Raw genomic sequence first — 26207 nt, forward strand, 5'->3', positions numbered from 1 at the left:
TGCCGCGGCCGGGCGTGACCGTTACGCACCACCAACCGGCGGCCGTTCTCGTCCCGCTCACCCGCGTGCGCGGCGACATAGGCGGCGACCTCCGCCTCCAACGCAGCGGCGAGCATCCGGCGGGCACCGTCTCGGACGATCTCGTCGATCAAGGAGCCACCGGACACGACCGGCGCGGACACGACCGGCGCGGACACGACCGCTGGCGTGGGCTCTTCCGGGTTGACTACGGTAAGCACGGGCGTACCCTTCCCGGCCCGCGTTGACGCGCGGGCTCTACTCGATTCCTTGGACATGGAGCATCGCCGGGAGGGTACGCCTCCCGACGCTCATCCACAGGTTTCGAGCATTGCTCCTGATGATCCCGAGGACTGCCAAGCTGCACAGCATGGACGTTCGTCTTGAGCCTTGGTCGGACTCCGCGCTCGACCTCCTGCGCCTGATCAACACTCCGCCGATGCGTCGACACGTCGGCGGACCCGAGCCGGAGGAGCAGCTGCTTGCCCGGCACCGCCGGTACCTCGCCATGCCGGCGGCCGGCCGCGGCTGCATGTTCGCCGTACTGACAGGTGACCAGATGGTCGGCAGTATCGCCTACCACCAGCGTGACTGGCAGGGCGAGCAGATCTACGAGACCGGCTGGAACGTCCTACCGCCCTACCAATGCCGAGGCATTGCCTCCGCAGCCGGCACCGCCCTGATCACCATCGTCCGCGAGGCTGCCCATCTGCCCGATGCACCCCACAGCCTGCATGCGTTCCCCTCAGTCGAGAACGCCCCCTCCAACGCGCTCTGCCGCCGGCTTGGCTTCACTCTTCTCGGCCCCTGCAACTTCGAGTACCCGCAGGGCAGCGGCACCATGATGCGCAGCAACGACTGGCGCATCGACCTGCCCGCTGTCACGACGACCCAAGGCGTGCGGCCGGGGTTGGATCGATCGTCACCTACGTTGGAAATCCGATTTGGCCCCTGGTTCGCGTCCACAGGCGATGCTGATGAATGAAGAAGGGAAGCCGCTCAGGGCTTCCCTTCTCACCGGAGCAGTTTGCAGGAACACCCTCAACTAGGTATCCAACCCCGCAGGCAAGGCTAGACGTTGCAGGCTCTGCAACCAAGACGGCGAGGCGTGACTCTCCTCAAGGTCTTCACAGCGCTTACCGCGGCGAGGCTCACTCGCCCATCAGCAGGGCTTTCTCCATGAGTTCAGCGGCTCTTCGTTCGGCGTCCGGAAGAACGTGGGTGTAGACCATCCTGGTCGTCCTACCTTCGGCGTGGCCGAGCCGGTGTTGCATGACGTGCTCGGGCACACCCCCGTCCGCACCGGCGGTGGCCGACGTATGGCGCGCGTCGTGCAACGCGATCACCGGCATGCCGGCCGCGCGGCAGGCGAGTTCCCACTTGTCGGTGAAGTACTTCGGGTAGTACGGCTTACCGTCCTCCCGGCAGAAGACGTAACCGAAGTCCTGGTAGGCGATGCCCGCTTCGGCCTTCTCGGCCTGCTGCGCTTCGCGGTGAGCTTCGAGGACCGAGACGACGAGGCTGCCGATCGCGATGGGTCGCGTGCTGCTGCCCTTCGGGCTCTTCTCCACGACCCCCGTGCTCGTCGTTGTCCGTTGCCAGTCGATGAACAGCACTCCGCGCTCGAGGTCGAGCCTGCCCCATTTCAAGCCGGCCAGCTCGCCACGCCGCATACCCAGCACGACGGCGAGCACCCATGCCGCGTGAAGCCGATGCGTCTTGTGATGTCTCAGGAACGCGGCGGCCTGCGGTGCCGTCCAGACACCCTTGCGGCCCATCGTGTTCCGCTGCGCCTTCTTGGGCTGGCGCACGCCCTCGATGCTGATGCCGAGATCCTTCAGAGCCTTCATCAGGACCCGGTGCACGTGGCGGACCGTGGTGGCCGACAGTGGTCCGCCGTTCTTGTTGCCCGAGCGGAGCAGGGTCTTGTAGAGGTCGTGAATGATGCGCTTGTCCAGCGCATAGAGCTGCCGCGACCCGATGTGCGGATTGACGTAGCACCGGATGAGGTCACGGTAGTTGCACAGCGTGGTTTCCTCGACGTCGAGTTCGCGCTCGTCGAGCCAGCCCTGCAGTTCCGCCGCTACGCTGCCGTCGGCGGCCAGGCCCGCTTGGCCGAAGGATTGGAGAGCGGCCTTCTCGGCGGCGACTGCCGCCTTCTGACTGGCGAATCCGCGGCGCTTCTGCTGGCGCCGCTTGCCGTCCTGCCCTGGCGGCAGATCGATGACGTAGTACCAGGCCTTTTTCTTGTTGGCCAGAAGGTAGCTGCTGACGGTCATGAGGGCACCCCCGTGGTCACGACGCGAGACCGACGGCTCAACCGTAGCGATCACCGTGACCACGTCCGTGACCACAAGATCATCGATGATCTTGTGGATGCCCTGCTCAATACCCGTCGGGACGGCCGGATTCGAACCGACGACCCCTTGTTACGGAACGTAGCTATCGCAAGCTTGTCACTGCTTGGCAAGAATAGGCGCTGAGCTGCACAGATGTGGTCATGCACTCGCCTCTTCTTGTCACTGTTCGTCAACGCCTGGCCGGGGTTTTCGGGGGGTAAACGGGGGGACCGACAGATTGCCGCCAGGTCCCACCGCGCCTACTCCCCCGCCGCCGGGACCGGCACCTCCCGTCCCCACCAGGAGGAGAATCTGTCTGCGGTCAACCCCGCCTGCCTCAGAGGGTGGTTCGGGAGCCTTTGTCTGGTGTGGGCTTGGCGGTTCGTTGGAGGCCCTGCTGGTGGGGTTACGCCGAGGTCGTCGGCGGGGCCAGGGTGAACAGTCCGGCCTCGGGTTCGGTGAGGATCTGGCGGGCGACGAGGCGTTTGAGCTTGGCGCGGAGATTCTCGGTGTCCTTGGCGGTGGCGCCGGCGCCGAGGGCCTGGCAGATGTCCTTGGCCCGCATCGGCGCGGTCCCGGCGTGGATTACGGCAAGGATCTGTTGGTAGGCGGGGCTGGCGACGGTCGGATCAGCAGGTGCCGTCGTGTCGAGTGGGCCGCCCAGGCTCAGGAGCGTCTTGCGGGTGATGGCGAGTTCGGCGACCTCGGTCTCGGCTGCGGTGAGTTGCTCGTCGAGGGAGGCGATCTGGGTGCGGAGCCGCTCAACGGCGAGGACGGCGGCGGTTTCGCGTTCGGTGAGCAGGGTCAGCAGCGTCGGCTGGGTCACCGTTGGTAACGCCAAGACGTGGTGGCGGTGCCGGTCAACCGACGCACCAGGTTCGCCGTCGAGGCCCACCAGGTGCGGGACACCGCCGAGGCCGATCGGCTTTCGTACTCGCGGACCAGGCGGCGGTGCAGCATCAGCGTGCCGTGGGTCTGCTCGACCACCCACCGGCGCTTCACCGGCACGAACCCGGCGGTCGTGTCGGACCGAAGGACCTGCTCGACGTCGATACCGTTAATCGCGCCGTGGATCTGCACGTCGTCCTTGAACCCGGCGTCGACCCACGCCTTGGTCACCGTCGGGGTGTGCGCGAGGACGTTGTCCAGCAGCCGGATGCCGATCGCGTTGTCGGTGACCGACGCCGCCGTGACCACCACGGCGATGATCAACCCGAGGGCGTCGACCGCGAGGCCCCGCTTCCGGCCCGGGACCTTCTTCGCGGCGTCCTTGCCGGTCGTCGCGGCCGGGACGTGGTTCGCCGCCCGGATCGACTGGGCATCCAACACCACCGCGGTCGGATCCTCCCGACGGCCGGCCTTCTCCCGCGCCTGAGACCGCAGCAGATCATGAATCACCTGGTCGGTGCCGTCATCACGCCACAGGGCAAAGTAGTAGTAGGTGGCCGACTTCGGCGGCAGGTCGTGCGGCAGGTACGCCCACTGACACCCGGTCCGGTTCTGGTAGAAGATCGCGTTCACGATCTCCCGCAACTCGTACCGACCCTGATGCCCCGACACCGACGGGTGCCGGTCCTTCCACGCCTGCAGGAACGGCCCGACCACCGCCCACTGATCATCGTTCAGGTCGCTCGGATACGCCGCACGCTCACCCATGATCGGCCCAACGCGGACGGGGCCCTACCGGTTACGACCACGCCTCACATTCACATGCCGGCCCAAACCCACAATGGACGGAAGCTACCGAACCACCCTCTCAGCAGCAGGGTCGTATCGTTGACCATGCTCGCAGCTCTTCACTAGTGATCATCCAAACCCGACACTCAGATGATCACCGACGAGCTGCAAGTCCCTCGTGCTCGGGTCGGCTCTAGCCGCGAACCCCCGCCTAACTTCGAAGAGCCGTCATGACAGGCGCCGCACCGTTGGCAGAGTCCGAGGAGATGATCAAGGATTCACGCCAACGGGAGCAGTCCCACCTGCCGCAGGGGTTCACGCAGGCTCTCGTCGTTCGTCGTGTGGCCGTGTTCGAGGCTCTTTAGAACGACATCGTTGTCGCGGGGTGTCAGGTCAATGTGGAACGTCGACCACTGTGTACATGCGGAACAGTTCTTCCAGACGAGGAACGGGCGGAGAAGATGCAACCCGCCATCCGCGTCCATGATGTAGAGGCTCCCCTGTTCGAGCTCGTTACTCGAGTACTCCATAACCCGGCTCGGCACGATGGAGTGATCGCCCATCAGTTCCTGTAGCCGCAGCGTTGCCACCCTGCGGAGGGCGTCCCAGCGGACACTTGTTAGGTAGACGAGGCGCAGGTCACTGAGAAAGTCTGCCCCCGATAGGAGCACCCAAAGTTTGCTATACGCATCCCGCAGCTGCTTGGCCAAGTCGCCGCGGCGCAGGTGCGCGCGATCGTTCCGATACCCGGCTAGCCGGCCGCATGCTTCCCTCATTTCGCTGGTGTGGAGCATGTGGCGTACCTCGATGAGCGGCTGATCGTCCGGGAGGCGCCGGAACTTCTTGCCGGTCACCTCGATGAGGACGGCGACCCAGTCGGCAAACGTCGGGCCCGTCCGGCCGCCCGCGAGTTTGTCGCGAATGCCCCGCAGTGCGGAGATCTCGACGCCAGCGTGCTTTGCCATGACCATAGCGATGATGGCCGCGTAGGCCAGCAGCACTTCGGCCGCCTCCAGCACGGCGTCGTATGCCTGGAAGGACGGCTCGCCGCTCATTTCGGCCTCAACCCAGCGCCACCGATATGCGATGGGGTGTGGATACCTGGTGCGAACGGCGTGGCCGTGGTCGTCGAGCAGCGCGGCTGCTTCCGCCCGCATCCGAAGGAGGCGACCCGAGCGGAGCAGGCGGGCCCTAGCTTCCCTGGGCTCCTCCGATAGCACGGACTCGACCAGGCCGACTGCGTCGGCTCGCCATTCGTCCAGCCGTTCGGCTGCTGCGCTGAGATCGGCCAGTGCCGACGACAACACCTCATCCGGTTGGGGCACCGGCAGCTCACGCAAGGCGATCGGGCGGATGTGCACTCCGACGCCGTCGGTAGCCAATGTCTTTGCCAGCGGCAGGCGCAGAAACTGTTTCACCAACAGCCGTTCATACGGCTGCAACGAGGAGTCTGGGCGCAGCACGATCACCGTGTGGGCTGCGACCGCGGGCAAATCGTCGGCCTGCACCTCGGCTACGACTAGTCCGCCGGGGTCACTTGCGTGATGAATCGACCGGACGAGCAAGTCACCGACCCGCAGGCAACGCTCAGGCGGCACATCAGCCCATCTGGTCTGGTCGTCAGGTGGCGCCACGGCCCCGCTGCGCCTGACATCTCCACCCGTAATTACCCGGACACCGCTGCTAACTGGGTCGTTGTGCAGCAGCTGGCGGTCACGCACCAGATGGACACCGGAAGCCAGGAGCTCGAAGATCTCCCGGAGAGCCACGGTCCGGCCGAGATCCGACAATCTCGCACGCCGCTCCAGCACCGCCGGGTCGTGTCGGTCGAATGCCAAACTTTCACCGGGTAACAATGGTTCGCGGAGGACGTAGCCAAAAGTCCGCCGTCCGCCCGTCATCTTCAGCAGGCTAGCGAAGTCCGTCTCCACGACGTTGGCGTCCTCGTTCGTAGGCACGCGGAAAATCCGCAACGGCTGAGATTCCGGCGTACGTCGGCGCAACAGCATGGCTGCGACTTCAAAAGAGGGATGTACTTGCGGCAAGATCCCGCGGGCGAACACCACGAGTGTCGGCTGCCAGTCCAGCGCAATGACAGCCCGGAGCTGACTGCTACCCAAGTCGGTCATCGTGTTCGCCGGGACAAGCGAGAGAAGGATCGGGTCATCCCCCTTCGGGCGGCACTGCGTCAGCACTACCTCGTGGGCGTGTCGGGCCACTATCCCCCGTGGACGCGTCGCTTCAGGTCCGAGGCGGTCCCACGGTGGCAGGAGAACCACGGGGGTGTCCGGAAGGTGCCGGTGGACGGCGTCCACCATGTGCTCCAACGACATGACTCGCTCGTGTTCCCATCCGGGCATCGCGAACCCGAATAGAGGGTCATCCTCCAAGCTAACGACGACAGGGGCACCCGTATCGGAGGAATCCGTAGCCTGCGTGATGAGCCGCTCCAGCAATGTCCATCCGTCGGTCCATGCGGATTGACCCGTCATGATCAATCGATCTCCGATCTCGCGCGCCGCAACAAGCCGTCGACCGAGAAGGATAGACGAGGCTTGGCGAGATGCGCGGCCCTCGTCATGCCCTGCGCGGTCAGCCGCCGCAGGTGGATGGGTCTGTCAAGTCAACGGCCCTGTCTCACATTCGGTGGTAACGGAGGGTGGGCTTCCCCCTGAGATGTGGACACCCTGAGACTGGATGTTGGTCCAGAGGAGGGGGTGTCCCCGTTGGGGCGTCCATCGAAGTACACGGAAGAGTTTCGGCGTGATGCGGTCGACCTGGTCCACTCGTCGGGGCGGCCGATCAATCAGGTAGCTCGTGAGCTGGGGATGAGTCACGAGACGCTGCGGAACTGGGTCCGCGCCGCTGAACGTGTCGGCTCCGCCTGAAAACTGACCCCGTGGTTCCGGCTGAATCTTGACTCCTTCCGAAAGCATCGGGAGGTGCTGAGCGTGGAGGACTGGGCGGAGATCCGTCGGTTGCACCGGGCGGAGCGGATGGCGATCAAGGCCATCTGTCGGCGGCTGGGTGTCTCGCGGAACACGGTGCGCAAGGCCTTGAAACCGGTCATGACCGGGAGTTGTATCTGCCCTGCGGCTGGTGCGAGGACTTCCTCGAAAGCTCACCGAGGTCGTTCAGCAGGAACCCGTTGACTTCGATCGAAAGCGTCTGATCTGGATCTTTTTCGCTGATATCTCGAGGGTAGGTTCCGAAGTTGAGCCTTGCCCGCAGTCGGCCTCAACAGGACGACCGGTGAGTGCTCGCGGTGGGTATCTCCATCCGCGGACATGCAGCTCGGCGATGCCGCTGGCAACCGCTCCGTCCCTAATCCATAGTGGTTGCTCGCTCGGCGGTTGTGATACACGGTCCGGACGGACGACACTGGCGAGATGTCAGAGAGGGGACACCGACCGTGATCGCACCGTCGATCGCCGTGGAGGGCCCGGCCTGGGGCGAGCCAGGTCTGACGGTGCGTGCCGGCCGATACCCGTTGGCCGTGGAGGCACCGGTCATGGCGGGCGTCGACATCCTCGTCCCCGGCGTCTCCACGCTGAGCCACTACGCCCGCTACTACGCCCTCTACTGGGCGCTGGCCGCCCACGCGGAGGCCACCGGCCTGGACGAGCAGCGATGCCGGTGGTTGATCCGGCGGACCGAGGTGGCGCTCGCGGTGATCTCCCGGGCCGCCAGCACGGACGGTCTGGATCCGGCGCCGGCACACGGCGTGGACGCCCTGGTCCGGCTCGCCCCGGAGCCGGGCCGCGAGTTCCGCGTCGCCGACCGTGAGGGCCAACGGTCCTACTCGCCCCGGGCCTGGGGTTTCTGGTCGCAGTACGGCGGGTCGAGCATCAAGTTGGGCACCGTGACGGTGGATCGAGGCGCCCTGCGCAGCGGCCGGCACCCCTGCCCGCCATCGATCGTCGACATGTTCGCCCCGCTGTTTGAGATCGCCGAACGTGACGCCGGGGTGCGGGAGCCGGCGGCGCTGGCCGGCCGGCCCGAGGACCTCAGCGCGCTGACCGCGCTGATGACCGCGACCGTCGCTGGCGGGCACGACCCGGACGACTGGACCGGCGACGACCAGACCCGGCGGGCGACCCTGCGGATCCTCGCCCGCGCCTACCAGCTGCACCCGGCCGCGCCGACCTGGGTGGGAGCGTTCCGGACGGCCGTCGCATACGGGGCGGCGGCGCGTGAGGACCCGGTGCTCGCCGGTGACGACCGGACCCAGGCGTGGCGGGGTGTCCTGCTGCGCCACCACTCCGTGGGTGCGTGGCGTCACCTCTGGGCCGCCCTGGTCGGCGAGGTGCACCGCAACGGGCCGGTCACCCGGGAGCACCTGCGCGACTGGTTCGCCGACCAGCTCCCCGCCGGCACGGTCGCCGGTTTGGAGGCGGGGCTGCCCGACCTCGTGGACGGCCGCGGTGATCCGCTCCCCGCGGAACTGGCCCTGCGGGAGGACGAGACGCTTACCGCTAACGTGGCGCTGCTGCTCCTCGGCGCACGGCGGGCGGACCTGCTCACCGGGACCGCCCGGCGCTACTTCCTCGGTCGTCGGCGGGCCTACCTGGACCCGTCGTGGGTGGCGCAACGCCGCACCGAGTACGTCGACTGGCCGCTGCGCGACCTGGGTCGCCAGCTGGTCGACGACATGCTCGCCCAGTCCCGGCGGGTGGCGCTGCGCAAGGCGAAGGTCCACCGTGGCGGCACGATGGCGATGCCCAGCCGGTTACACGAGCGCGGTGGAGCGTACGTGGCGGCCACCCGGGAGAGCCGGGACAACATCGGGCTGCGGATCAACCAGCTCGCCGGGCTCGCCGTCCAGCTGGGGCTGCTCACCCCGGAGGTGCACCAGCCCGTTACCCCGCTCGGACTGGCCCTGCTGGACGTGGCACGGTGACCGACGAGGTGCGTTGGTCGTTCCGGTCGCCGCTCAGCCTGCTCGAACGGTGGCGGGACCGGTTCGACGGGGCCCGGCTGCGGGAGCTCCTGGTCACCGGGTACACCCTCGACCTGGGGTTCCTGGAGCGGTTCGCGGTGCCAACCGCCCGGGCGCTCGGCGCGCGGATAACCGTGCTGGCCGACGCCGGGCAGGCGGTGCACGACCCGGTGGACGTTCGGCGAGCTGGTCTGGCGTACCAGCACGGCCACGCGGTCTCCCGGGGCGCGTTCCATCCGAAGCTGGCCGTCCTGCTCGGCGACGACGACGTGTGGGTGGCGGTCGGCTCCGGCAACCCGACGGCCTCGGGTTGGGGCCACAACCGTGAGGTGTGGCTCACCGCCCGCAGCGGCCTCGGCCGAGGCCCACGGCTGCTGCACGATGTGGCGGATTGGTTGGTGGACCTGCCCACGGTTGTGGCCGTACCGAGCTGGATCGCCCTGACCCTCCGGGAAGTCGCCGGGCGGATGCGCCCGGTGGAGGTCGATGAGGGCTGGTCGCAGGTCCGGGTGGTCGGCAACCTGCGCGCCTCGCTGCTCGGTCGCCTGCCCACCGACGCGGTGGCGGAGCTGCGCCTCGCCGCGCCGTTCTACGACCCGCAGGCTGCGGCCGTGCGTGCGCTCGTCGACCGGACGAAACCCCACGCGGTACGCGTCGCGGTGCAGCCCGCCTTCGGCCGATTCGAGGGCGGCGCACTGCTGCGGGCGACCGAGGCGGCGGTGGAGCGCGAGTTCCGGGTGCTGGCGGCCAGCCCGGCGCTGCACGGCAAGGTGGTCGAGTGGACGACGTCCGCCGGGGTGACCCACGGGATGACCGGGAGCGCCAACATCACCGCCGCGGCGCTGCTGCGCAGCACCGAGCACGGCGGCAACTGTGAGCTGGCCGTGCTGGCACCCCACCCAGTGTCACTCCTTCCCGAGGGTGAGGAGCCGAGTGAGGCGGCGATGGCCCAGCTGCGTGCGGGCCGAAGCACGAGCGTGGCGGGGAGCCCGGCATCGGTCCTGCTGGGCTGCGCCGTGGTCGACGGGACGCTGCTGGTGGAGCTGGCCGCCCCGGTCACCGGACGGGTGATGGTGGAGACCTCGCCCTCCGGTGAGCCCGGCACCTGGCAGGCTATGGGCGTCATTCCGGTCGGCCAGGCCACGGCCCGCTTCGTGCTGACGGAGGTGACCGGTGGCGCGGTGCGCACGGTCGTCGACGTCGACGGCGTACGGGTGGAGTCGGCGGCCGTCTTCGTCACCGATCCGGCCCGGTGCCGACCTGTACGGGACGCGGACGACGCGCCACGCCTCGGCCGGGGAACGCCCTACGAGGCGATCGAGGTGTTCACCGATCCGGCGCTCGCCGCGCGGTTCACCGCCGACCTGGAACGGCTGACCACGCTCGTGCCGCCCCGGCCCCGCACCCCGTCGGCCCCGTCGGACCGGCCGGGGGTCGACGTCCGCACCGACAGCGACCGCTGGCGGGACTACCTGGAGGACTCCGACCGCGTGCTGGGACCGGATTTGTCCCGCCTCGTCTTCCCGCGCCGCCCACCGACGGTGGGCGACCGTCGGTCGAGCTTCGTCGTCGACGACGTACGCGAGGACGAGCCGACCGAGGAGGACGCCGATATAGTCCCCGACGCGCCGACGGGCGACGACCCGACGGCGGACGGCAACCTCGTCGACCTGCGGACCGCGAGCGAGCGGGCCCGCTACCGGGGCTTCGCCACCCGGTGGGCGGAGGCGGTCAGCACGCCGACGGTGGACAGCGACCGTGGGTCGTTGCCACCGATGCGCCTGCGGATGCTCGCCGCGTCGATGTACCTCACGCTGCTCGCCGATGGCATGTGGCGCGACGACGGCTGGCGTACCGATCTGCGGTGGCTGGCGTGGGCACTGGTGCCGGACGACAACGCCTTGGACGAGCTGCCGGCCGAAGCCTTCGCACACCTGTACGCGTGGCTCGCCATAGTGGTAGCGACCCTGCGGGAGGGCACGCGACTGCACGGCAGCCAGGACGCGGACGCGCTGGTGACCGCGGCCTGGCGGGACGCCGCCGAGTGGGTGGCCGAGACCGACCTCGCGCTGGCCGAGGCTCTGCTGCTGCCGGCCGGGCACCTGTTCGCTGTGGTGGCGAGTGCGTCCGCGCTGCGGGAGACCATCGAGCTAGCGCGCGGCGCCAAGGCCGACCCGTACGCCGAAGCGCGGTCCGCGTTCGCCGATGCGGGGCTGGCCGTACGCCTCGAGGAGGGTGTGTGGCGAGTCGACGGTGTCACCGGCAACCCGCAGCGGGCCGCCGCCGACGTGGTGACCACGGTGCGGCGGGTCAGCGGCCGCGCGGCGGTGGCGGTGGCCTGCACCGGAAGCCGTGCGGTGCTGGTCGCCTGCGACGACCGGATCATGCTGCTGGTCGACTCGCGCACGGCGATGTGGTCGGTATACGAGTTGTCGTCCGTGCGTACGCCGCTCTCCCTCGTCGCCGGTGCGGTGGGCGGGCCCCCCTCCGGGGCCCGCACCCGTCGTCCGCTGCGCACGCCGCCCCCGCAGGTGAGCGAGCTGAGCCAGCTGCTCGGTGTGGACCTCGCCGCCACGGCCGCCGCCCTGACATCCTGACGTCACCGGCACGGTGGCCCCCGCCGTGCCCGAACTGCCACGTGCACGGCGCAACGACAAACTCCGGCTAAGCTCAGCACTATCGATCGCTTCGAAGGCTCCTCGCCTCGCCGCCTCAGGGTCCACAGCGAACCCGGCAGCCAGCCGGGTGTAGGTGTCACCGTTACGCAGGTGAGCCAGGGCGAGCAGTGCCTGCCGTCCCGCGTCGAGGCGCCGCCACCTGGATCGGCGCTGGTTGCGGTGGCTGCGGATGCAGTCGGCCAGGTGGTGCAGGGTCCGGCTGGACAACGAGATCGTGGACGGGTAAGACAGCACAGGCGAGGCTCCCGGTCGGGGCATCGGGTTTTGGTCGACTTGCTGTCTTAACTAGAGCCTCGCCCTCATCGATCGACGGCCCCCCAGCTGCCAGCGGGACCTGCAAGATCAGGTTGAAAATGGCTCATAGTCGACCTTAACAGGGGTTTTCGGGGGGTAAACGGGGCACCGTTGCCGGTACGTTCGCGGCCCACCAGCCGGCCGCCATATCCGGACCTTGTCCGAATGGCGGCCCACACCGTCTCAGTGACTGCGCACGAAGCCGTTGAAGTCCGGTATGTGCCTCCCGCAAGAGAGCGCGGGCCGCCAGCCACCGACCTTCATCGCCCATCGGTCACCCGATACCGTTCGGTCCGGGTTGTGGTCGACCTCAACCGGCCAGCCTTGTCCGGCCGCCGCCTCGCGGGCCCGGCGGTACATCCGGTCGGCGACACCACTCTTACGAAACCCCTCGCGCGTGTCGACGCGCTTGACCTCCCCCACCGTCAGCCCGGCTTCAAGGCCGTCGAGGCGCCCGCCTGGCCGGATGATCGTCCAGGCCAGGTGACCGATCCAGGCGAGGGTGTTGGCCTTGAACGCCACAACGACAGCGCTGCCCTCGCGATGGAACACGACGTGCACCTCCTCCTCCGCCGCCGTTGAACTCCCGTCAACTAGATCGACGATCGGATCAGGTTGCCGCCTGCTAATGGCGTCTGCATCCTGCAACGAGCACACTCGGTCCTCACTGTCCGGGATCGCCAGCCCCGTCCAGACGTCGACACCGACCAGCTTCCGCGCGGCCCTGCACAGGACAACGCCGACGCCGCGCTCCGTCCTGTCCTCGCGGACCCAAGTGTCCTTGACCTCGCCGACGTGATCGTTTGAGCCAGTAGTCCAGGTAATGTGCCCCATGACGGTCAGCACGTCCGGGTGAAGGCCGAGGATGGTCGAGAGCCGGCCACACCGGACTAGCACGACGAGCAGCTTGGCCCGGCCAGCACGACCGATGACCTCCCAGGGCTCCCCGTCGATGACCACCACCGGCGTCGTCGATTCCTCGGTCGTCATAATGGTTGTCCCTCCGCTGCACTTCCCTGTCGCTCGAGTAGCGAGGTACCGATCGATCCGGTGGGGGCTCTCCGCACGCAGACGGCACGCCGCAGCGCATGATGCGACGCTCAGGGCACCGGCACGCGAACTTCTGCGCGGACTACGTCGAAGCGTCGACCGACCTTACCTCCCACATCCTCGCTTCTACGGGCGGCTTCATCGTGCTAGGCGATAAGCATCACCAGTCCCTGCTCTGATGACCCCGTCCGCTGTCCAACCCCTCGGGAGGGGGGTTGAAGACGAAATCTCGGTACGACCGATCCGGGACGAGACGCCGGCCCGCCTGAGCCTTCTTCAGCCAGTCGACAAGCTCGACGATGTTCTGCTCACGCATGCCTTCGCTCCGGAGTTTCCCGGCGAAGGCATCAGGCGCGACCCCGTACCAGCGGCGGCGGACGTTCATGAGATCGGCCTTGAACATGGCCTGCTCGTTCCACTTCAGGTGGTTGTCGTAGCCTTTGGCCTTCATGGCGAGGTACTCGGCGATGCTGACGACGCTGGGTGGGAGGTCTTCAGTGTTGGCCATGGGCTAGTTGTACCGGTCGGAGGTGCCACCCATCCCGACGCGGCTGCCCTACCGCGATTCGGGCCGAACCGGGGTCGTCACGCACGTTGCATGTCGGTGGCCGCGTGTAGCGTGTGCGCAACCTGTTACCGGTGGTAAGGAAGATCAGCTATGGACGACGCTGCCGCATTTCATGATCAGCTCCTGGATTGGGTGTACGACAAGGCGAACGGCACCTCCACCGAAAATGTGCCCATCATGGAGTTCGCTGAGAGCGTCGGCCTGGATCTCGATGGCGCGTACACGCTGCTCTGGTACTGCCGCGACAAAGGGCTCCTCAGCGACAAGGGCTCGGGCATGGGCATCCCCTGCGGCATCCTCACCGCCTTCGGGATCGCCTATGTACGGGAGCAGCGGCGCCGTCGGGCCGACCCTGCGCTGCGGGCGCGCGCGTGCCGGTCGGGTCTGCTGAACTGGTTCTACCGGCAGCGGATCGCCCAGGTGCACATGCCGATCACCGGGGATTTCGGCAAGGACGACGGGTCGGTCTGGGAGGGCGTCCGGTTCACGGACGTCGAGATCCAGGAAGCGGCCGAGTACCTATCCGCCAAGGGGTTGATCAAGGGGATCGAGGTCGACCAGCTTCGCGGTCCCGTACGCGCCGAGGTGACCACTGACGGCATCGACTGCGCGATTGACTGGGAGGGTAATGTGGCGGACTACCTGCGCGACCAGAAGGGATACGGCCCGACGATCAACCATGGGCCGGTGTTCCATGGCGCTTCTCAGGGTGGCCAGTTCGCGTGGGGCAACCGCGATGTAATGCAGCAGCAGAACATCGCGGACCAGGTCTCGCCGGAGTTCCAGCCGCTCGTGGAAGCGGTTGTGGCGATCCTTCAGCAGCTCCCCGGCTACGGGCTAACGCCGCAGGATCAGCAGGACATCGAGGCCGCGGCGAACGAGGTCCTCGCCGAGGTGCAGCAGGAGCAGCCCGAGCCGGGCAAGCTTCGTCGCGGCGTCGCCATGCTCAAGGGCTTCTTGTTCCCGATCGCGAAGGAGGCAGCGACAGAGGAAGCGCGGCAGCTGGCGCAGCATGGCCTAGATCAGGTCACGGCGGCGATCGGCTCGGTTCTGTGATGCCCCCTCGCGTAGCCTGGCCGGGGCGGGGGTGGCTCCTTGCGTAAACGGCCACCCGAGGCAATGTCGGTGAATCGCGCGAACGGCGGCCCGCTGAGCTTTGGGATCGAGCCGCCGGGGTCGACTGAGACGGCGCCGCTGCGGCTGATCGAGGTGCTGCGCCCGCGCATGTTCGATGACTGCCCCATCTGCGGTGACCCGGCGACGACAGAGGAGCACGTACCACCACAGCGGCTCGGCGGTACGCGGATGACCCGGACCTGCGCCCGATGCAACAACAGCTTCGGGACTCTCCTGGAAGCCGACCTGGTCGACTGGTTCGACGAAGCCTGGTCGACGTCGTCCTTCCAATCGGACGCGGTCCCCGGCAGGCGGCAGACGAGCCGGCTGCTGAGACGCTGGACATCCGACGGACAGTTCGTCCTCCTGCCGGAAGGACGCTGCGATCCTGCCGTCGGCGAGATCCTCGCGGCTGGCGGTGATATAACTCTGGAAGTCTCGCCACCGAATCAGAATCGCTGCCGCTTGGCGCTGCTCAAGTCGATGTACCTCGCGCTGTGCATCAAAGCCGGTGTTCCCGAAGGCGAACCAGCGGATCGACTGCGGGCCGAACTGCTCGCAGCTCGCGGCGCGAAGCGCAAGGCGGACGTGCCGGTCAGTCCGATTGCGCTGGGGCTGACCGTGCTACGGCACTGGGGAGACCCGATCACGGAAGAGTCTGCGGTGTTGGCTGAACTCCAGCCGAAGACCGGGCCGGTACTGGGGTTCCTCCTCGCAGGCCGGGTGTTCGTCTCCGCATCGTCCTCGTGGAGCGAAGCGACGGTCGCGCCGTCCGGGCGTCTGGTTGACCAACTCCAGGTCGGCGCTTCGGTGCGCGGCGAAGTGGCGTCCGTTCATCCCCAGCCGCCACCACGGGCTCGCCGGCGTCGGGCGTAGCCAGGCCGCTCACCAGTACCAGTCCGCTCCGCTTGAAGAGGTTGAGCTGGCGTTGACAGCGGGACGCCGTCCCAGCGCATTGTCATCGTCGCTGCTGGGCTGCCCGAAGTGGATCGCCACCCGATCATGCGGGTTGACGGCGCGGGGTATGACACTTCCTCCGGCCGTCGAACGCTGCCCGATCGAACGGATTGGCTGAACCGGCAGCGCGGCCGGGGAAGCTTCACCGACGACCGAGACGGCCGCGCCTGAAGCCGGCATCCGACGACGGCCAGCCGATGCAGTCGATACTCTGCGAGGACCGAGTCATCTCGATTCTTCGATACGCAATGGAGGCGAGCGTGGGGTACCAGGATCCAGGTGCAGCAGAGGTCATCAGACGCACTACGGTCCGAATGCCCTACCTGCCTGACGGGCAGCTGGCCAAAGCTGACCGCCTTGGCGGCAGCATCGTCGTCGATCCGAGCAGCCCGATCGCGTTGCGGTGCGCTGCAGCGCAGATGGCAGTACAGTTTCGCCGTGAGACTGGCTATGACTTTGCCCCCTACGACGCCAGGGAGCCAGACGGCGTCGTTGTCCTGATCCCAACCCGTCGGTTTCTCATCGCCTACGGCAGTCTTATCGCTGGCGCGATCGGTATCGATCCAACCGCCTTCTACGAAGGTCTGCCTCAGCCTGTGCCCCGCGCTACCTGGGTCTACCTGCATCCCTACGAGCGCGGCAGAGCGGCCGTCACCGATGTATGGCCCGCATTGGCTGAACGCTGGCCTGGGCTCAGTCTCGCCGGTCCCTTCACTCCCGCCGGGAGAGCCCTCGTCGACCGCCTCATCGAGCAGGGGCAACATCCAACCCATCTCGGCGAGACGCCGATCCGCGATATCGTGACATAACCCATCGGATCCTCCAGAAATTCAGGAACCTTCGCCAGATACGCCCAGCTCCCACCCGCTGACCATCGTGGGGGGGGTGACACCGGAGTGGCCACCGGCGGTCCGTCGGTCTATCGCCTCCACGACGTTCTCCAACGTCCATCCCCGCCCCAGACGGGCACGGCGCAGCGGCGACGGTTCTCGGGTGGAACGACGAGCGATGACCTCCACCTCCCCGGTCGTCGACGGTCAGGCAGGCGCTACCGGCCCCGGACGGTCATCTCCCGGACCGGCGACTCGGCCGTGACCTTCTCGCAGATGCCCAACAGCTCAGGATGGTTCCGCAACTTCACGTATCCCTGCGGCGGGTGAAACTCACCCAGCTCCGCCTTGAGCTCGGCAATCGAAACACCCGGATACTCCGACACACGCTCGATCGGAATGGCGAAGGCCTGCTCCAGATCCCGGACGTACTCCAGCACCGACGCGCCGTTACCGACACGGGCCTGCTCCGCGATCGCCGCGATCCGCTGCGGTGAGTCGAGGACGGCCGGAGCAAGATCGATGACCGGCCCGAGGCGGGCAACCGGAGCGTTCAGGTACACATACCAGCGCACCGGCCGGCCGCTGAGGAACCGCCTCCGAAACTCATGGGTCTTCTCACCCGTCCAGATCAGATCGTAGTACACCGCGTGCAGCGACATCAACACCGGCTCACGGTTGTCAGCCAGGAAATCGTCGTCGCCGAAGAGGCTCGCCTGTTCGGATGCCGGGAAGAGATTCATCGTCACCCGATCCATACTGTGGTCCATGGCGGCCCAGGCGTGGTTCCGCCCCGGCACGGTGTGTCGCTGTCTTTCCATTCCCCAGTGCTGGCAGGGTCGCGCCCTACCCGCATCGACGTCAACCGACGCAGCCAGGCGATCGTAGCGGCCCGGCTGTCGCCCTCGCAGGCCCCGACATCTGCCCGACCGCAAGCTTGCCTGTGCCCTGCGCCGGCAGGGACCCTACGGGGGAGCCGGTTCGCTGCGGTGCGCGGCGAGCACAGAGCCGACGACGATCGCAGCGAGCCCGAGTACTGCGGCAACGCTGATCTCATCGCGGAGGAAGACCACGCGGAAAGCGACGGCGAAGGCGGGTGACAGACAGAACGCCAGGACCGCCGGGGCGGCGCCGACGCGGGCGACATCTTCACTTCCTCATTCTCTTCGTCGTCAACGAGCGCGCAGGGATCGACTCGCTCCCTGAACAGCGGCGTCTGATCGAGGAGTAGCTGGCTAGAACTGAGTGCTGACGGAGCTGGCCGGCAGTTCAAGGATGAGCAGGTCCATAGGTGTTCCGTCCGGGAGAGCCGACGCGGACACCTGCCGCCATCCCGCCCGTCGGTACATGTCCCGCGCCGCCGCCTGCGGATTGGAAGCAAGAGTCGCCCACCGCTCGGGTCGACTGCTCAAGAGCCGCCGGATCAACCCAGCACCGATACCCTCACCCCGGCGGCGCGGGTGGACGAGCCACTCCATGATGGCGAACTTGTCCGCGTTGAGCACGTCAGTGGGCGGGCATTGGTCGGCTGCATCGACTGGGTCATGGATCAGGCTCCCGCGCCCGCCGCCCTCGTCGGCGTGCTGCTCGTCATCGCGCGCTGCTGCGATGACGACGGACGCGGATCCGCTCAGACCGTAGCGGTCATCGCCGAGAAGGCCGGCAAGTCCGAGGGTCAGGCCCGCCGAGACATCGCTCGGCTTCGCGAGCTGGGTTTGCTCCTTCTCGGCGATCAGTCCCTGGTGGACCATTTGCCGAACGGCCAACGCCCCACCGTCTACGACTTGCCCATCCACATCTCCGGGCCGAAGGTGTTCCTCGCGCCACGCCATCGGCCGGAACGCATCGCGCCGGAGGGCAAGCGCCGTCGGGCTATCCCCGCATCTGTGCAGGCCGCGGTGTACCAGCGAGATGGTCACCGCTGCGTCGCCTGCGGGACTCTCGACGACCTGACCCTGGATCACATCTATCCCTGGGCTCGTGGCGGCCCCGACACCATCGACAACCTGCGGGTGTTGTGCCGCCCCTGCAACAGCCGGAAGGGCGCCAGAATCATGGCTGGTGTCTGATGGGCTACGAGCTGCGCCGAGAGGTCCGCGCTCACCTTCCGCAAGGGCTACTCACCCCGCTGGAGCGCCTTCTCGTCCTGGAGATCGCCGACCAGTGCTGGGATGGCACCCGGGAGTGCTACCCCGGCCCGGACCTGCTCGCCGCCTTGATCGACCGGCCGGAGCGCACCGTTGAGGAGACGCTGAAGTCGATTGCGAGGAAGTGGATTGAGTTGCGCGTCCCGCTCGGCACCGACAAGCACGGTCGCGTCTTCTACGCCCACCGCAAGGCGCGGACGACGTTCCGGGTGCCGCCGGCCGCGACCCTGCGCGGCCGCTACGAAGAGATCGCTGGGCACCCGTGGGAGACCTCTCCGGTGGCGTCCCTGCCCGGCGCGTCGGGAAGAAAGCCCCCGGGAAAGTCGGGGGCCTACCACCAACCCCCCTTCCCCAACTTCTTCCCCCACCCCCACCCGAGAGCGAATCCGTCGACACCGCCGCCGTGCGCCTCGTCGACACGCAACGCGGCAACCTGACGATCCCCGATGCCCGGGAGCTCACCCGCAACGTCACCGCCGCGCTCCGACGAGGCTGGCCCGCCGATGCCATCGCCGATGTGCTCGCCCGGCCGCTCACCGGACTCGACGACCCGGGTCGTGGCCTGATCGGTCGGGTGCGGAAACTGGGTGCTCCGCTGGCGCCGCACGAGAAGGTGCCGGCCAGCACACGCAGGCCGGCCCGGGCCGGCGGCACGGTGTTCGAGCCGTACCGGAACGCCTCCGACGAGGACTACCTGAACTGGGTCAACGGCCCCCACCACGAGGAGCCCGCAGCATGAATCAGAACCGCCCCCTGTTCTCCGCCGACTGGCACGCCCGCCGAGCAGAGGCCCTGACCGACCACGCCCTGTCCGCGTCGATGTCGGGTTGGTGGAAGCGCGGCCGGCGCCGTGAGCTCCTGGCCGCCGCGCAGGTCCACGCCGCCCTTGGTGCTGTGGCGATGCACGCCGAGACTCATGCCGCCAGCCCTGGCCAGCCGGCACCCGCATCTACGACGAATGTCGGCAGGGAGGCGTATGGTCCTCACGTTCGCGAGGGCGGGGGTTAGCCCTCCAGGGCAATCGGACGGAGTGCCTGCATGTCAACCAGATACCCCCTGACCATCCTCAACGAGTTCTTCACTGAATCCGAATACCATCAGCACATCCAACCAGTACATTCGGCTGTTGCGACTCTCGCCGAAGAGCTTCACACCCCACCCTTCAAGACCAATATCGTAATGTCCGGCGATCTGACAGCCTCCGTCAACCAACGAACAAGGCAAGGGGACTTCTCGGCAGAGAGAATTGGAGGCCAAGTCGCCGGAAAAACGATTCCAGTCACGCTGGACTACGGCGAAGTCGATGTCGTGGTGGACATGGGATTGATGACTTCGACGCCCGGGGCAACCGAATCCGCCATGTTCATATACTTGCTTGCCCACGAGCTTGGGCATGCTGTTCTCGGCAGGCAACGCGCTACAAGCGGCGCCACTCCGAGCTGCCGCCGGGGAGAACCAGCCGGCATGGCTGGTCTCTACGGACTGGAGGCCATGGACGAGTGGCGCTGCGACCACCTTGCAGACCTAGTCTTGGGCGCGTACGCATCGCTCGATGTCGACGGTGTACGACAGCCCGCACGGTACGGCCTTATTGTGCCCTCGGATCTGACGACAGAACTTGGCCATACAATAGATGAATTCGTGTATCCTGCATGGCCTGATCTTGTATGGTCGTACCGAACCGGCAAAATCAGCCTAGAGCAGATGTGGGAAACACTACAGACCCAAACCAGCCAGGTATTCAAGTTCATAGCACACACCGAAGCTCGCGCGCGCAGCGCCGGACACCTCAGCCCGATCAGCCAAGTTGCCGGCAATCGTGGAGCAGACCTGTATCTGCATCCAGCATGGGCGACGATGATGGAGGCCGCCGAGGCGCAGCCAATTCTTGCGGATCAGGATGAGTTTCAAAGCAATCAGTCTGAACTACTGACCGCTTGCAGAACTGCCCTTTCAGAGATGTGGGCCACGTTAGGGATCACTGGCCGGCAACTCCCCGACGGCAGCCTCTACCTGGACGTTACCAACCCCGCCTGGTAGTACCCACGTCACGCTACCTTCCTACGAGCGAACTGCATCGTCCAACTTGAAGGAGAGCCGGCAACCCCACTATCGACGCGCGAACTGTCCACCAGCCACTGAGGCGGGTTGAACAGCACTTGACCTGGAGGGTCGACGATCCAACCCTCCGCACCCAGCGCGTCGAAGGTGGCAAGCATGTGGGCAGTGAACACCTGCCGATTGCTCGCCGTCTGGAACACAAACACGGGCTCGGCCCACCGGACTGTGAAAAGCTGCCCATACTCCCACTTCTCCATGGCGGGCAGTGTCACCGAACGGCAGGCTGTACGCCCTCACTGTGTCGGGTGACCGACATGGCGAACGCCCAACGGCTCACCACGATCAACGGCCTTGATGTCCGGTGATCACTCCCTGTCGATTCACCGACAGCACCGAACCCCGCGCGGCCTCGTCCTCGTTCTCCCCCTGCTCCTGGCTGCGTTTCACGAGGCGCTCCACCTCCCGCAGTGCCCGCACCCGGGCGGGCATCTGCCACCAGCGGCCGTCAAGAACCATGCCCATCTGCTTGGACAGGTCGTAGATCATCTGAGCTTTGTCATGTCGGGTACGGGCCGACAGCATGATCCCGTACACGGTCGTGATGTACGACATGACCATCGGGATCGACCGCCCCAGGAACGTTCCTACGTGCGCGTCGGCACCATCCACCATCCTCTGCGCTTGCTCGCGCATCCGCTCGTACTGGCGGTTGCGCTCGGCGCGCACCGCTTCCCGGACATCCCCACGCATCTCCTTGGGAAGGTCCACGCTGAGGAAGGCAGCCGGTATGGCGATGCTCGTGATGGCCGCCGACAGCTCACGCCGGGACTTGCCGGCTGCGAGGATGCGTTCCTTGCGAGCTTCGAGGCGTGGCTTCGCCGCGTACTCGACGGCGAGGGTGACGAACATGGCTGTGGCTGCGGCGGTGGCGACCGTGTCCCAGTTGATCGTTGGCATGCGGGGCAGTGTGCCGGGGGCGGCATAGCGTGAGAGCGTGTCGTAACTGTCGGCTGGGCGACTGGGCTTGTGCGGAAGCCCAACGCTCGACGCAGCAGCCGGGCTTCCGCACGTCTGGTCCTACTCGCAACCCACGCCGTCACCGTCCCGGTCCAGCTTCCGCGAGTACCCGGGGTCACCGCGCCGGATCGGGGCCGCACCAGCCGCTCTCACCGCCGTGCAGTTCGCGTAGTACACGTCGCCGTTGGTGTCGTCGTAGCCGCCTCGGTCCCCGTTGCCGCCGTCCGGTTCGCACGCCTCTCCGTCGCCGTCGCGGTCCAGTTCGGGCCGGTAGCCGGGCTCCCCCTCGTACAGGGGCGCATCGTCGGCGTCCCTGACCGCATCGCAGTTCTTGTAGTAGGGGGCGGCCTTCGGCTTGCTGGTGGTCTTCTTCGGGGCGGGGCTGCTGGTTGGCGGGTCGGACGCCTCGGCCCGGTCATCGGGGGTGGGAGTTGGGCTGGCGGTGGTGGGCGCTATGTCGGCGATCCGCTTCGCATTCGTGGACGGGGCCGGTTCGTCGTCGGAGAACGCTCCGATGACGCCGCCGCAGCAGAGGACGGCGACGATGGCGATGGCTGCACCGAGGATCGGGCTGGGGTTCTTCTTCGGCCGAGTCACTCGGTGGAGTGTGGCGGTTGTGGGTGGGCCGCCGCAGGGGCCGTTCGGCTCGGTGCGGTGTCAGGTAGCCGACTTGCGGGCTGGGGGGTGTCCGTATGGGTTTCGTCAATCAGCGATCGGCGGTCGCCTACGTGTGGCGGATGATCCGCTTCGAGGTGACCGCCGTCGAGTGAGCGTCAGAGCCAGGGCCGGCCCCTCCGGTCGACCCTGTGCCTAGGTGTGACAGATCGAGAGGATTCGTTGCGAGTAGTCGCTGTCGGCGATGATGGCGGCGTGTGGAGAGTGGATGACCGGGCGCGGCCGTGGTGGTTGCTGGGCACCGGGGTTACCGGCATGGCGGCGACGGCCCTTCTGCTGGTGCAGGAGCCTCCGGCGTGGCTGGATACGGCAGACCAGCTAGGCAGCGTCGCCGGTGCGCTACTGGGCGCAGTGAGTCTGGCGGTCGCCGTCGCGGGGCTGCGGGCGGCCCGGCGCCCGGCACCGGTCGACCCCGCGACGCTGCTGGAGGACGCCGTTGACGAGTTGGCCCGGCAGGTGCGCCGGCAGTGGGATCACGAGGCAGGCGTGCGAGGGCTGTTACGGCCCGAGCCGCTACGGGTGCGGTGGTCCCCCACCGGCCGGCGCGTCACCACCACACCGGTGGAGGTCTTGCGCCCCACAGGCAGTGAGGCTGCCCGGTCGCATGGCGACGTCACTGAGGTTGGCCGGCTGTGGCGGCAGCTGCCCGCCCGGCAGTTGGTGGTCATTGGCGCAGCGGGGGCAGGGAAGACCTCCCTCGCGGTACTACTCACCCTCGACCTGCTTGAGGAACGGCAAGAGCGGCAGGAGGTGCCGGTCCTGTTGACCCTGGCCGGCTGGGACCCCCGCAAAGAGCATGTGGACACGTGGCTGGCCCGCCGGCTGGCCGAGTTCTACCCCGCGTTGGCCAACCGGAGCCGCTTCGGGCGCGACGCCACCGTGCGGCTGGTTGACCGGGCGCGAATCGTGCCGGTGCTCGACGGCCTGGACGAGATGCCCCCACCGCTACGCGCCGCCGCAGTGCGGGCGTTGACCGACGTGGCGGGAAGGGACAGGCCACTGGTGCTCACCTGCCGCGCCGAGGAGTACCAGAAGACCATCGCCGCGACCGGCACCCCACTGGCCCAGGCCGCCGTGGTCGAGATCGAACCCCTCACCGGACAGCAGGCCCGCGAATATCTACCCGCCGGGCAGGCCAACGGCGCACAGCGTTGGGCACCTGTCATCGACCACCTGGAAGCCCACCCGCACGGGCCGCTGGCCCAGGCGCTGTCCACCCCGCTGATGGTGTACCTGGCCCGCACCGCCTACACCCCGACCGACACCGACCCCGCCGCGCTGACCAGGTTCACCGACCCGACCGCCGTCGAGGAACACCTGCTCCAGGAATACCTACCCGCCATCTATGGCCCTCGCACCCCCGCCCGTGGCCACCCCGACGACCCGCCACCGCTACACCACTACCCACCCGACAAAGCCCATCAATGGCTCGCCTTTCTCGCTCGCCACCTACAACAACGAAACAGCCGCGACCTGAACTGGTGGCACCTCATCACCGCTGTCCCCCAACACGAACTCGTGTTCGGGCTCGTGTTCGGGCTCATGTTCGGGCCCATTTTTGGGCTCGTGGCCGGGCTCGTGGACGGGGTCATCTTCGGACTCGTGAGCGGACTGGCCGCGTTTCTGAACGCGCTCGATTACCAAAGAATGGGACGCGGACTGGTTCGTTTCCGCATACGCTCCAGAATCCTCGCAGTCGGTCTCGTGGTTGGTCTCGTGGGCGGTCTCGCGTTCAGCCTCATGGGCGGTCTCATGGGCGGTCTCATGGGTGCGCTCATGGGCGGGACCGTGGCCGGTTTCGAATCCGTCGACGGCAATGAACTTCTCGATCCCCAGCTTGCCTTCCGCCGTGACAGGGCGCTGTTCCTGACCGGCGGGCCTGTGGTCGGGCTCGTGGTCGGGCTCCTGCTCGGGCTCTCGGTCGGGATCGTGTTCGGCCCCGTGTTCGGGCTCATGGCCGGACTCATGGCCGGGCTCGTGGCCGGGCTGTTGCTCGGATTTGGTCGTGCCTGGTTTCAGTTTGGCATGGCGCGGATCTGGCTGGCAGCGGGTGGGCGTTTGCCATGGCGTGTGATGCGCTTCCTGGACGACGCCTACCGGCGTGGAGTGCTGCGGCAGGTCGGAGCCACCTATCAGTTCCGTCACGCACGTCTCCAGGACCATCTGGCCAACGCAGACCGCGCCCGCCGCCTGGGCGTAGCCGGCGGCTCTCCTGTCGAATAGACCTTCGGCCCCCGCCCGGCATTCGGGGATCTGGGCCCGGGACTGTAAAACGAACGGTGTAACTCCTGATCAAGGAGCAGCACCTGATGACGGATGTCGTGATCACCGAGGTCGATACTGACCAGGTGGCGAAGCGTGGACCGGCGCGGCCGGTGGGAGACAGGGTCGACGATCAGCTCGTCGCGCAGGTGGTGGAGCAGGCCCGTGCGGCGGGTCTGCAACTCACCGGCGAGGGCGGGCTGCTGCGGCAGCTGACCAAGCGGGTCCTGGAAGCAGCTCTCGACGGTGAGATCACCGACCACCTGGGCTATGACAAGGGCGACCCGGCCGGGAACAACGGTGGGAACTCCCGCAACGGGGTGCGGGGCAAGACGGTGCTGACCGAGGTCGGCCCGGTGCAGATCGCGGTGCCCCGCGACCGCGACGGCAGCTTCGAACCGCAGATCGTGCGCAAGCGTCAGCGTCGGCTCTCCGGGGTCGAGGACATGGTGATCTCGTTGTCGGCCAAGGGATTGACGACCGGGGAGATCCAGGCCCACCTGTCCGAGGTCTACGGCGCCGACGTGTCCCGGCAGACGATCTCCACGATCACCGACAAGGTCGTCGACGGGATGACCGAGTGGCAGAACCGGCCCCTCGACCCGGTCTGCCCGGTGATCTTCCTCGACGCGGTGCACGTCAAGATCCGCGACGGGAAGGTCGCGAACAGGCCGATCTACGTCGCCCTGGCCGTCACTGTCGACGGCAGCCGGGACATCCTCGGACTGTGGGCCGGCGATGGCGGGGAGGGCGCGAAGTTCTGGCTCGGCGTGCTCACCGAGCTGAAGAATCGGGGTGTCGGCGACGCGTGCATGGTGGTGTGCGACGGACTCAAGGGTCTGCCGGACGCGATCGGGCAGACCTGGCCCGAGGCAGTCGTGCAGACTTGCGTCATTCACCTGTTGCGGGCGTCGTTCCGCTACGCGGGACGGCAGCACTGGGACGCCATCGCCAAGGCGTTGAAGCCGGTCTACACGGCGGCGACCGAGGCCGCCGCCCGGGAACGGTTCGCCGAGTTCACGCAGGCCTGGGGCGCAAAGTATCCGGCGATCATCCGACTGTGGGAGCAGGCGTGGGCGGAGTTCGTGCCGTTCCTGGCCTTCGACGCCGAGATCCGCACCGTCATCTGCTCCACCAACGCCATCGAGTCCGTCAACGCCCGGATCCGCCGAGCCGTCCGGGCCCGCGGCCACTTCCCCAACGAGGCCGCCGCCCTCAAGTGCGTCTACCTCGCCGTGATGAGCCTTGACCCGACCGGACAGGGCCGCCGGCGGTGGACCATCCGCTGGAAACCCGCCCTGAACGCCTTCGACATGACCTTCGAAGGACGCCTGACCGCAGGCCGGAAGTAACCCTCAACAACCCGGGTTACACCGTTCGTTTGACAGACCCCCGCCGGCCGAAACCGGTACAACGCCATCGCGTCGGCCTTGAACTCGGTGGGGTAGTGCTTCACCACCATCTGTCAGGGACTCCTGATCTCCCTAGTGCCGTGACCATGAACGTTGACGGTGTTGGGGTCAGGCTGCGTGGGTGGTGGGTTGGCCCCAGCGTCGTTGGCGTTCGCTGCGGATGCGGG

Annotated in this window: 23 protein-coding genes and 4 pseudogenes; 14 read left to right on the forward strand and 13 right to left on the reverse strand. The window is 67.3% G+C overall.

Annotated features, from left to right (window positions below; genetic code table 11):
* A pseudogene (locus GA0070558_RS31450) lies at window positions 1-239 on the reverse strand (IS256 family transposase); the annotation flags it as partial.
* 149 nt (window positions 240-388) lie between these two features.
* Here GA0070558_RS31450 and GA0070558_RS31455 point away from each other — a divergent pair.
* Window positions 389-1003, forward strand: coding sequence for a GNAT family N-acetyltransferase (locus tag GA0070558_RS31455; protein ID WP_091286870.1), 615 nt, complete (start codon window positions 389-391; stop codon window positions 1001-1003).
* A 166-nt stretch (window positions 1004-1169) separates the two neighbouring features.
* On the opposite strand, the gene GA0070558_RS31460 is transcribed toward GA0070558_RS31455, so the two are convergent.
* The 4 genes from GA0070558_RS31460 to GA0070558_RS31475 all read right to left on the reverse strand — a co-directional run bounded on the left by GA0070558_RS31460 (window position 1170) and on the right by GA0070558_RS31475 (window position 6154).
* The gene (locus GA0070558_RS31460; protein WP_091286872.1) at window positions 1170-2297 is read right to left on the reverse strand and encodes a tyrosine-type recombinase/integrase; all 1128 of its coding nucleotides are present in this window, start codon (window positions 2295-2297) and stop codon (window positions 1170-1172) included.
* A 466-nt stretch (window positions 2298-2763) separates the two neighbouring features.
* A complete protein-coding gene (locus tag GA0070558_RS31465; RefSeq protein WP_091286823.1) occupies window positions 2764-3183 on the reverse strand; it encodes a hypothetical protein in 420 nt (139 codons plus the stop codon).
* On the reverse strand, window positions 3180-4013 hold the full coding sequence (locus tag GA0070558_RS31470; RefSeq protein ID WP_091286827.1) for an IS5 family transposase: 834 nt from the start codon (window positions 4011-4013) through the stop codon (window positions 3180-3182). Before GA0070558_RS31470 ends, GA0070558_RS31465 begins: the two co-directional genes overlap by 4 nt.
* Window positions 4014-4312: 299 nt before the next feature.
* On the reverse strand, window positions 4313-6154 hold the full coding sequence (locus GA0070558_RS31475) for a restriction endonuclease (RefSeq protein WP_141722391.1): 1842 nt from the start codon (window positions 6152-6154) through the stop codon (window positions 4313-4315).
* Window positions 6155-6751: 597 nt separating this feature from the next.
* On the opposite strand from GA0070558_RS31475, the gene GA0070558_RS35100 reads away from it, so the two are divergent.
* The 4 genes and pseudogenes from GA0070558_RS35100 to GA0070558_RS31495 all read left to right on the forward strand — a co-directional run bounded on the left by GA0070558_RS35100 (window position 6752) and on the right by GA0070558_RS31495 (window position 11570).
* Window positions 6752-6922, forward strand: coding sequence for a transposase (locus GA0070558_RS35100; RefSeq protein ID WP_369523401.1), 171 nt, complete (start codon window positions 6752-6754; stop codon window positions 6920-6922).
* A gap of 54 nt (window positions 6923-6976) precedes the next feature.
* Window positions 6977-7093 (forward strand): annotated as a pseudogene (locus GA0070558_RS31485) (helix-turn-helix domain-containing protein); the annotation flags it as partial.
* A 437-nt stretch (window positions 7094-7530) separates the two neighbouring features.
* Window positions 7531-8934, forward strand: coding sequence for a hypothetical protein (locus GA0070558_RS31490; protein WP_091286875.1), 1404 nt, complete (start codon window positions 7531-7533; stop codon window positions 8932-8934).
* Window positions 8931-11570 (forward strand): phospholipase D-like domain-containing protein, encoded by a 2640-nt coding sequence (locus tag GA0070558_RS31495; protein WP_091286837.1) that lies wholly within the window; start codon window positions 8931-8933, stop codon window positions 11568-11570. Before GA0070558_RS31490 ends, GA0070558_RS31495 begins: the two co-directional genes overlap by 4 nt.
* An 84-nt stretch (window positions 11571-11654) precedes the next feature.
* Here GA0070558_RS31495 and GA0070558_RS31500 read toward each other — a convergent pair.
* From GA0070558_RS31500 to GA0070558_RS31510, 3 genes and pseudogenes are all read right to left on the reverse strand, one after another.
* Window positions 11655-11885: pseudogene (locus GA0070558_RS31500) on the reverse strand (transposase family protein); the annotation flags it as partial.
* A 243-nt stretch (window positions 11886-12128) separates the two neighbouring features.
* Complete coding sequence (locus GA0070558_RS31505; RefSeq protein ID WP_091286839.1) at window positions 12129-12935, reverse strand: hypothetical protein; 807 nt, start codon at window positions 12933-12935, stop codon at window positions 12129-12131.
* A 220-nt stretch (window positions 12936-13155) separates the two neighbouring features.
* Window positions 13156-13503 carry a hypothetical protein gene (locus GA0070558_RS31510; RefSeq protein ID WP_091286843.1) on the reverse strand — a complete coding sequence of 116 codons (348 nt, stop codon included), beginning with the start codon at window positions 13501-13503 and terminating at the stop codon, window positions 13156-13158.
* Window positions 13504-13653: 150 nt separating this feature from the next.
* On the opposite strand from GA0070558_RS31510, the gene GA0070558_RS31515 reads away from it, so the two are divergent.
* From GA0070558_RS31515 to GA0070558_RS31525, 3 genes are all read left to right on the forward strand, one after another.
* Entirely contained in the window at window positions 13654-14619 is a 966-nt protein-coding gene (locus tag GA0070558_RS31515) for a hypothetical protein (RefSeq protein WP_091286846.1), read from the forward strand.
* A gap of 69 nt (window positions 14620-14688) precedes the next feature.
* Window positions 14689-15555 (forward strand): HNH endonuclease, encoded by an 867-nt coding sequence (locus GA0070558_RS31520; protein ID WP_176734467.1) that lies wholly within the window; start codon window positions 14689-14691, stop codon window positions 15553-15555.
* Between the two features lie 395 nt (window positions 15556-15950).
* Complete coding sequence (locus tag GA0070558_RS31525; RefSeq protein ID WP_256092238.1) at window positions 15951-16445, forward strand: hypothetical protein; 495 nt, start codon at window positions 15951-15953, stop codon at window positions 16443-16445.
* Between the two features lie 239 nt (window positions 16446-16684).
* Here GA0070558_RS31525 and GA0070558_RS31530 read toward each other — a convergent pair whose 3' ends face one another.
* Window positions 16685-17209 carry a hypothetical protein gene (locus GA0070558_RS31530; RefSeq protein ID WP_091286880.1) on the reverse strand — a complete coding sequence of 175 codons (525 nt, stop codon included), beginning with the start codon at window positions 17207-17209 and terminating at the stop codon, window positions 16685-16687.
* 222 nt (window positions 17210-17431) lie between these two features.
* Window positions 17432-17596 (reverse strand): annotated as a pseudogene (locus GA0070558_RS35105) (hypothetical protein); the annotation flags it as partial.
* 330 nt (window positions 17597-17926) lie between these two features.
* On the opposite strand from GA0070558_RS35105, the gene GA0070558_RS31540 reads away from it, so the two are divergent.
* From GA0070558_RS31540 to GA0070558_RS33145, 4 genes are all read left to right on the forward strand, one after another.
* Window positions 17927-18535, forward strand: coding sequence for an HNH endonuclease (locus GA0070558_RS31540; protein WP_141722393.1), 609 nt, complete (start codon window positions 17927-17929; stop codon window positions 18533-18535).
* A complete protein-coding gene (locus tag GA0070558_RS31545; protein ID WP_091286855.1) occupies window positions 18535-19050 on the forward strand; it encodes a hypothetical protein in 516 nt (171 codons plus the stop codon). Before GA0070558_RS31540 ends, GA0070558_RS31545 begins: the two co-directional genes overlap by 1 nt.
* Window positions 19017-19352 carry a hypothetical protein gene (locus tag GA0070558_RS31550; RefSeq protein ID WP_091286857.1) on the forward strand — a complete coding sequence of 112 codons (336 nt, stop codon included), beginning with the start codon at window positions 19017-19019 and terminating at the stop codon, window positions 19350-19352. The genes GA0070558_RS31545 and GA0070558_RS31550 overlap by 34 nt, the downstream gene beginning before the upstream one ends.
* A 299-nt stretch (window positions 19353-19651) precedes the next feature.
* The gene (locus GA0070558_RS33145) at window positions 19652-20653 is read left to right on the forward strand and encodes a hypothetical protein (RefSeq protein WP_141722394.1); all 1002 of its coding nucleotides are present in this window, start codon (window positions 19652-19654) and stop codon (window positions 20651-20653) included.
* A gap of 8 nt (window positions 20654-20661) precedes the next feature.
* On the opposite strand, the gene GA0070558_RS31555 is transcribed toward GA0070558_RS33145, so the two are convergent.
* The 3 genes from GA0070558_RS31555 to GA0070558_RS31565 all read right to left on the reverse strand — a co-directional run bounded on the left by GA0070558_RS31555 (window position 20662) and on the right by GA0070558_RS31565 (window position 22288).
* Window positions 20662-20931: a hypothetical protein gene (locus GA0070558_RS31555; protein ID WP_091286860.1), complete on the reverse strand. Its 270-nt coding sequence runs from the start codon at window positions 20929-20931 to the stop codon at window positions 20662-20664.
* Between the two features lie 85 nt (window positions 20932-21016).
* Complete coding sequence (locus tag GA0070558_RS31560) at window positions 21017-21631, reverse strand: hypothetical protein (RefSeq protein ID WP_141722395.1); 615 nt, start codon at window positions 21629-21631, stop codon at window positions 21017-21019.
* Window positions 21632-21751: 120 nt separating this feature from the next.
* Window positions 21752-22288, reverse strand: a complete 537-nt coding sequence (locus tag GA0070558_RS31565) for an excalibur calcium-binding domain-containing protein (protein WP_218107152.1) — start codon at window positions 22286-22288, stop codon at window positions 21752-21754.
* A 333-nt stretch (window positions 22289-22621) separates the two neighbouring features.
* On the opposite strand from GA0070558_RS31565, the gene GA0070558_RS31570 reads away from it, so the two are divergent.
* Together GA0070558_RS31570 and GA0070558_RS31575 are read left to right on the forward strand one after the other, a co-directional pair.
* On the forward strand, window positions 22622-24589 hold the full coding sequence (locus GA0070558_RS31570; protein ID WP_141722396.1) for an NACHT domain-containing protein: 1968 nt from the start codon (window positions 22622-22624) through the stop codon (window positions 24587-24589).
* A gap of 86 nt (window positions 24590-24675) precedes the next feature.
* Window positions 24676-25980 (forward strand): IS256 family transposase, encoded by a 1305-nt coding sequence (locus tag GA0070558_RS31575; protein WP_091286868.1) that lies wholly within the window; start codon window positions 24676-24678, stop codon window positions 25978-25980.
* Window positions 25981-26207: the final 227 nt, after the last annotated feature.

This window comes from Micromonospora haikouensis, from assembly GCF_900091595.1.
Taxonomy (GTDB): Bacteria; Actinomycetota; Actinomycetes; order Mycobacteriales; family Micromonosporaceae; genus Micromonospora; species Micromonospora haikouensis.

What these genes read in the sequence shown, in the direction of transcription:
- GA0070558_RS31455 (WP_091286870.1), top strand. Translation starts at nt 389, where the DNA reads ATGGACGTTCGTCTTGAGCCTTGGTCGGACTCCGCGCTCGACCTCCTG.
- GA0070558_RS31460 (WP_091286872.1), bottom strand. Translation starts at nt 2,297, where the DNA reads ATGACCGTCAGCAGCTACCTTCTGGCCAACAAGAAAAAGGCCTGGTAC.
- GA0070558_RS31470 (WP_091286827.1), bottom strand. Translation starts at nt 4,013, where the DNA reads ATGGGTGAGCGTGCGGCGTATCCGAGCGACCTGAACGATGATCAGTGG.
- GA0070558_RS31505 (WP_091286839.1), bottom strand. Translation starts at nt 12,935, where the DNA reads ATGACGACCGAGGAATCGACGACGCCGGTGGTGGTCATCGACGGGGAG.
- GA0070558_RS31510 (WP_091286843.1), bottom strand. Translation starts at nt 13,503, where the DNA reads ATGGCCAACACTGAAGACCTCCCACCCAGCGTCGTCAGCATCGCCGAG.
- GA0070558_RS31515 (WP_091286846.1), top strand. Translation starts at nt 13,654, where the DNA reads ATGGACGACGCTGCCGCATTTCATGATCAGCTCCTGGATTGGGTGTAC.
- GA0070558_RS31525 (WP_256092238.1), top strand. Translation starts at nt 15,951, where the DNA reads ATGCCCTACCTGCCTGACGGGCAGCTGGCCAAAGCTGACCGCCTTGGC.
- GA0070558_RS31530 (WP_091286880.1), bottom strand. Translation starts at nt 17,209, where the DNA reads ATGAATCTCTTCCCGGCATCCGAACAGGCGAGCCTCTTCGGCGACGAC.
- GA0070558_RS31545 (WP_091286855.1), top strand. Translation starts at nt 18,535, where the DNA reads ATGGGCTACGAGCTGCGCCGAGAGGTCCGCGCTCACCTTCCGCAAGGG.
- GA0070558_RS33145 (WP_141722394.1), top strand. Translation starts at nt 19,652, where the DNA reads ATGTCAACCAGATACCCCCTGACCATCCTCAACGAGTTCTTCACTGAA.
- GA0070558_RS31555 (WP_091286860.1), bottom strand. Translation starts at nt 20,931, where the DNA reads ATGGAGAAGTGGGAGTATGGGCAGCTTTTCACAGTCCGGTGGGCCGAG.
- GA0070558_RS31560 (WP_141722395.1), bottom strand. Translation starts at nt 21,631, where the DNA reads ATGCCAACGATCAACTGGGACACGGTCGCCACCGCCGCAGCCACAGCC.
- GA0070558_RS31570 (WP_141722396.1), top strand. Translation starts at nt 22,622, where the DNA reads ATGGCGGCGACGGCCCTTCTGCTGGTGCAGGAGCCTCCGGCGTGGCTG.
- GA0070558_RS31575 (WP_091286868.1), top strand. Translation starts at nt 24,676, where the DNA reads ATGACGGATGTCGTGATCACCGAGGTCGATACTGACCAGGTGGCGAAG.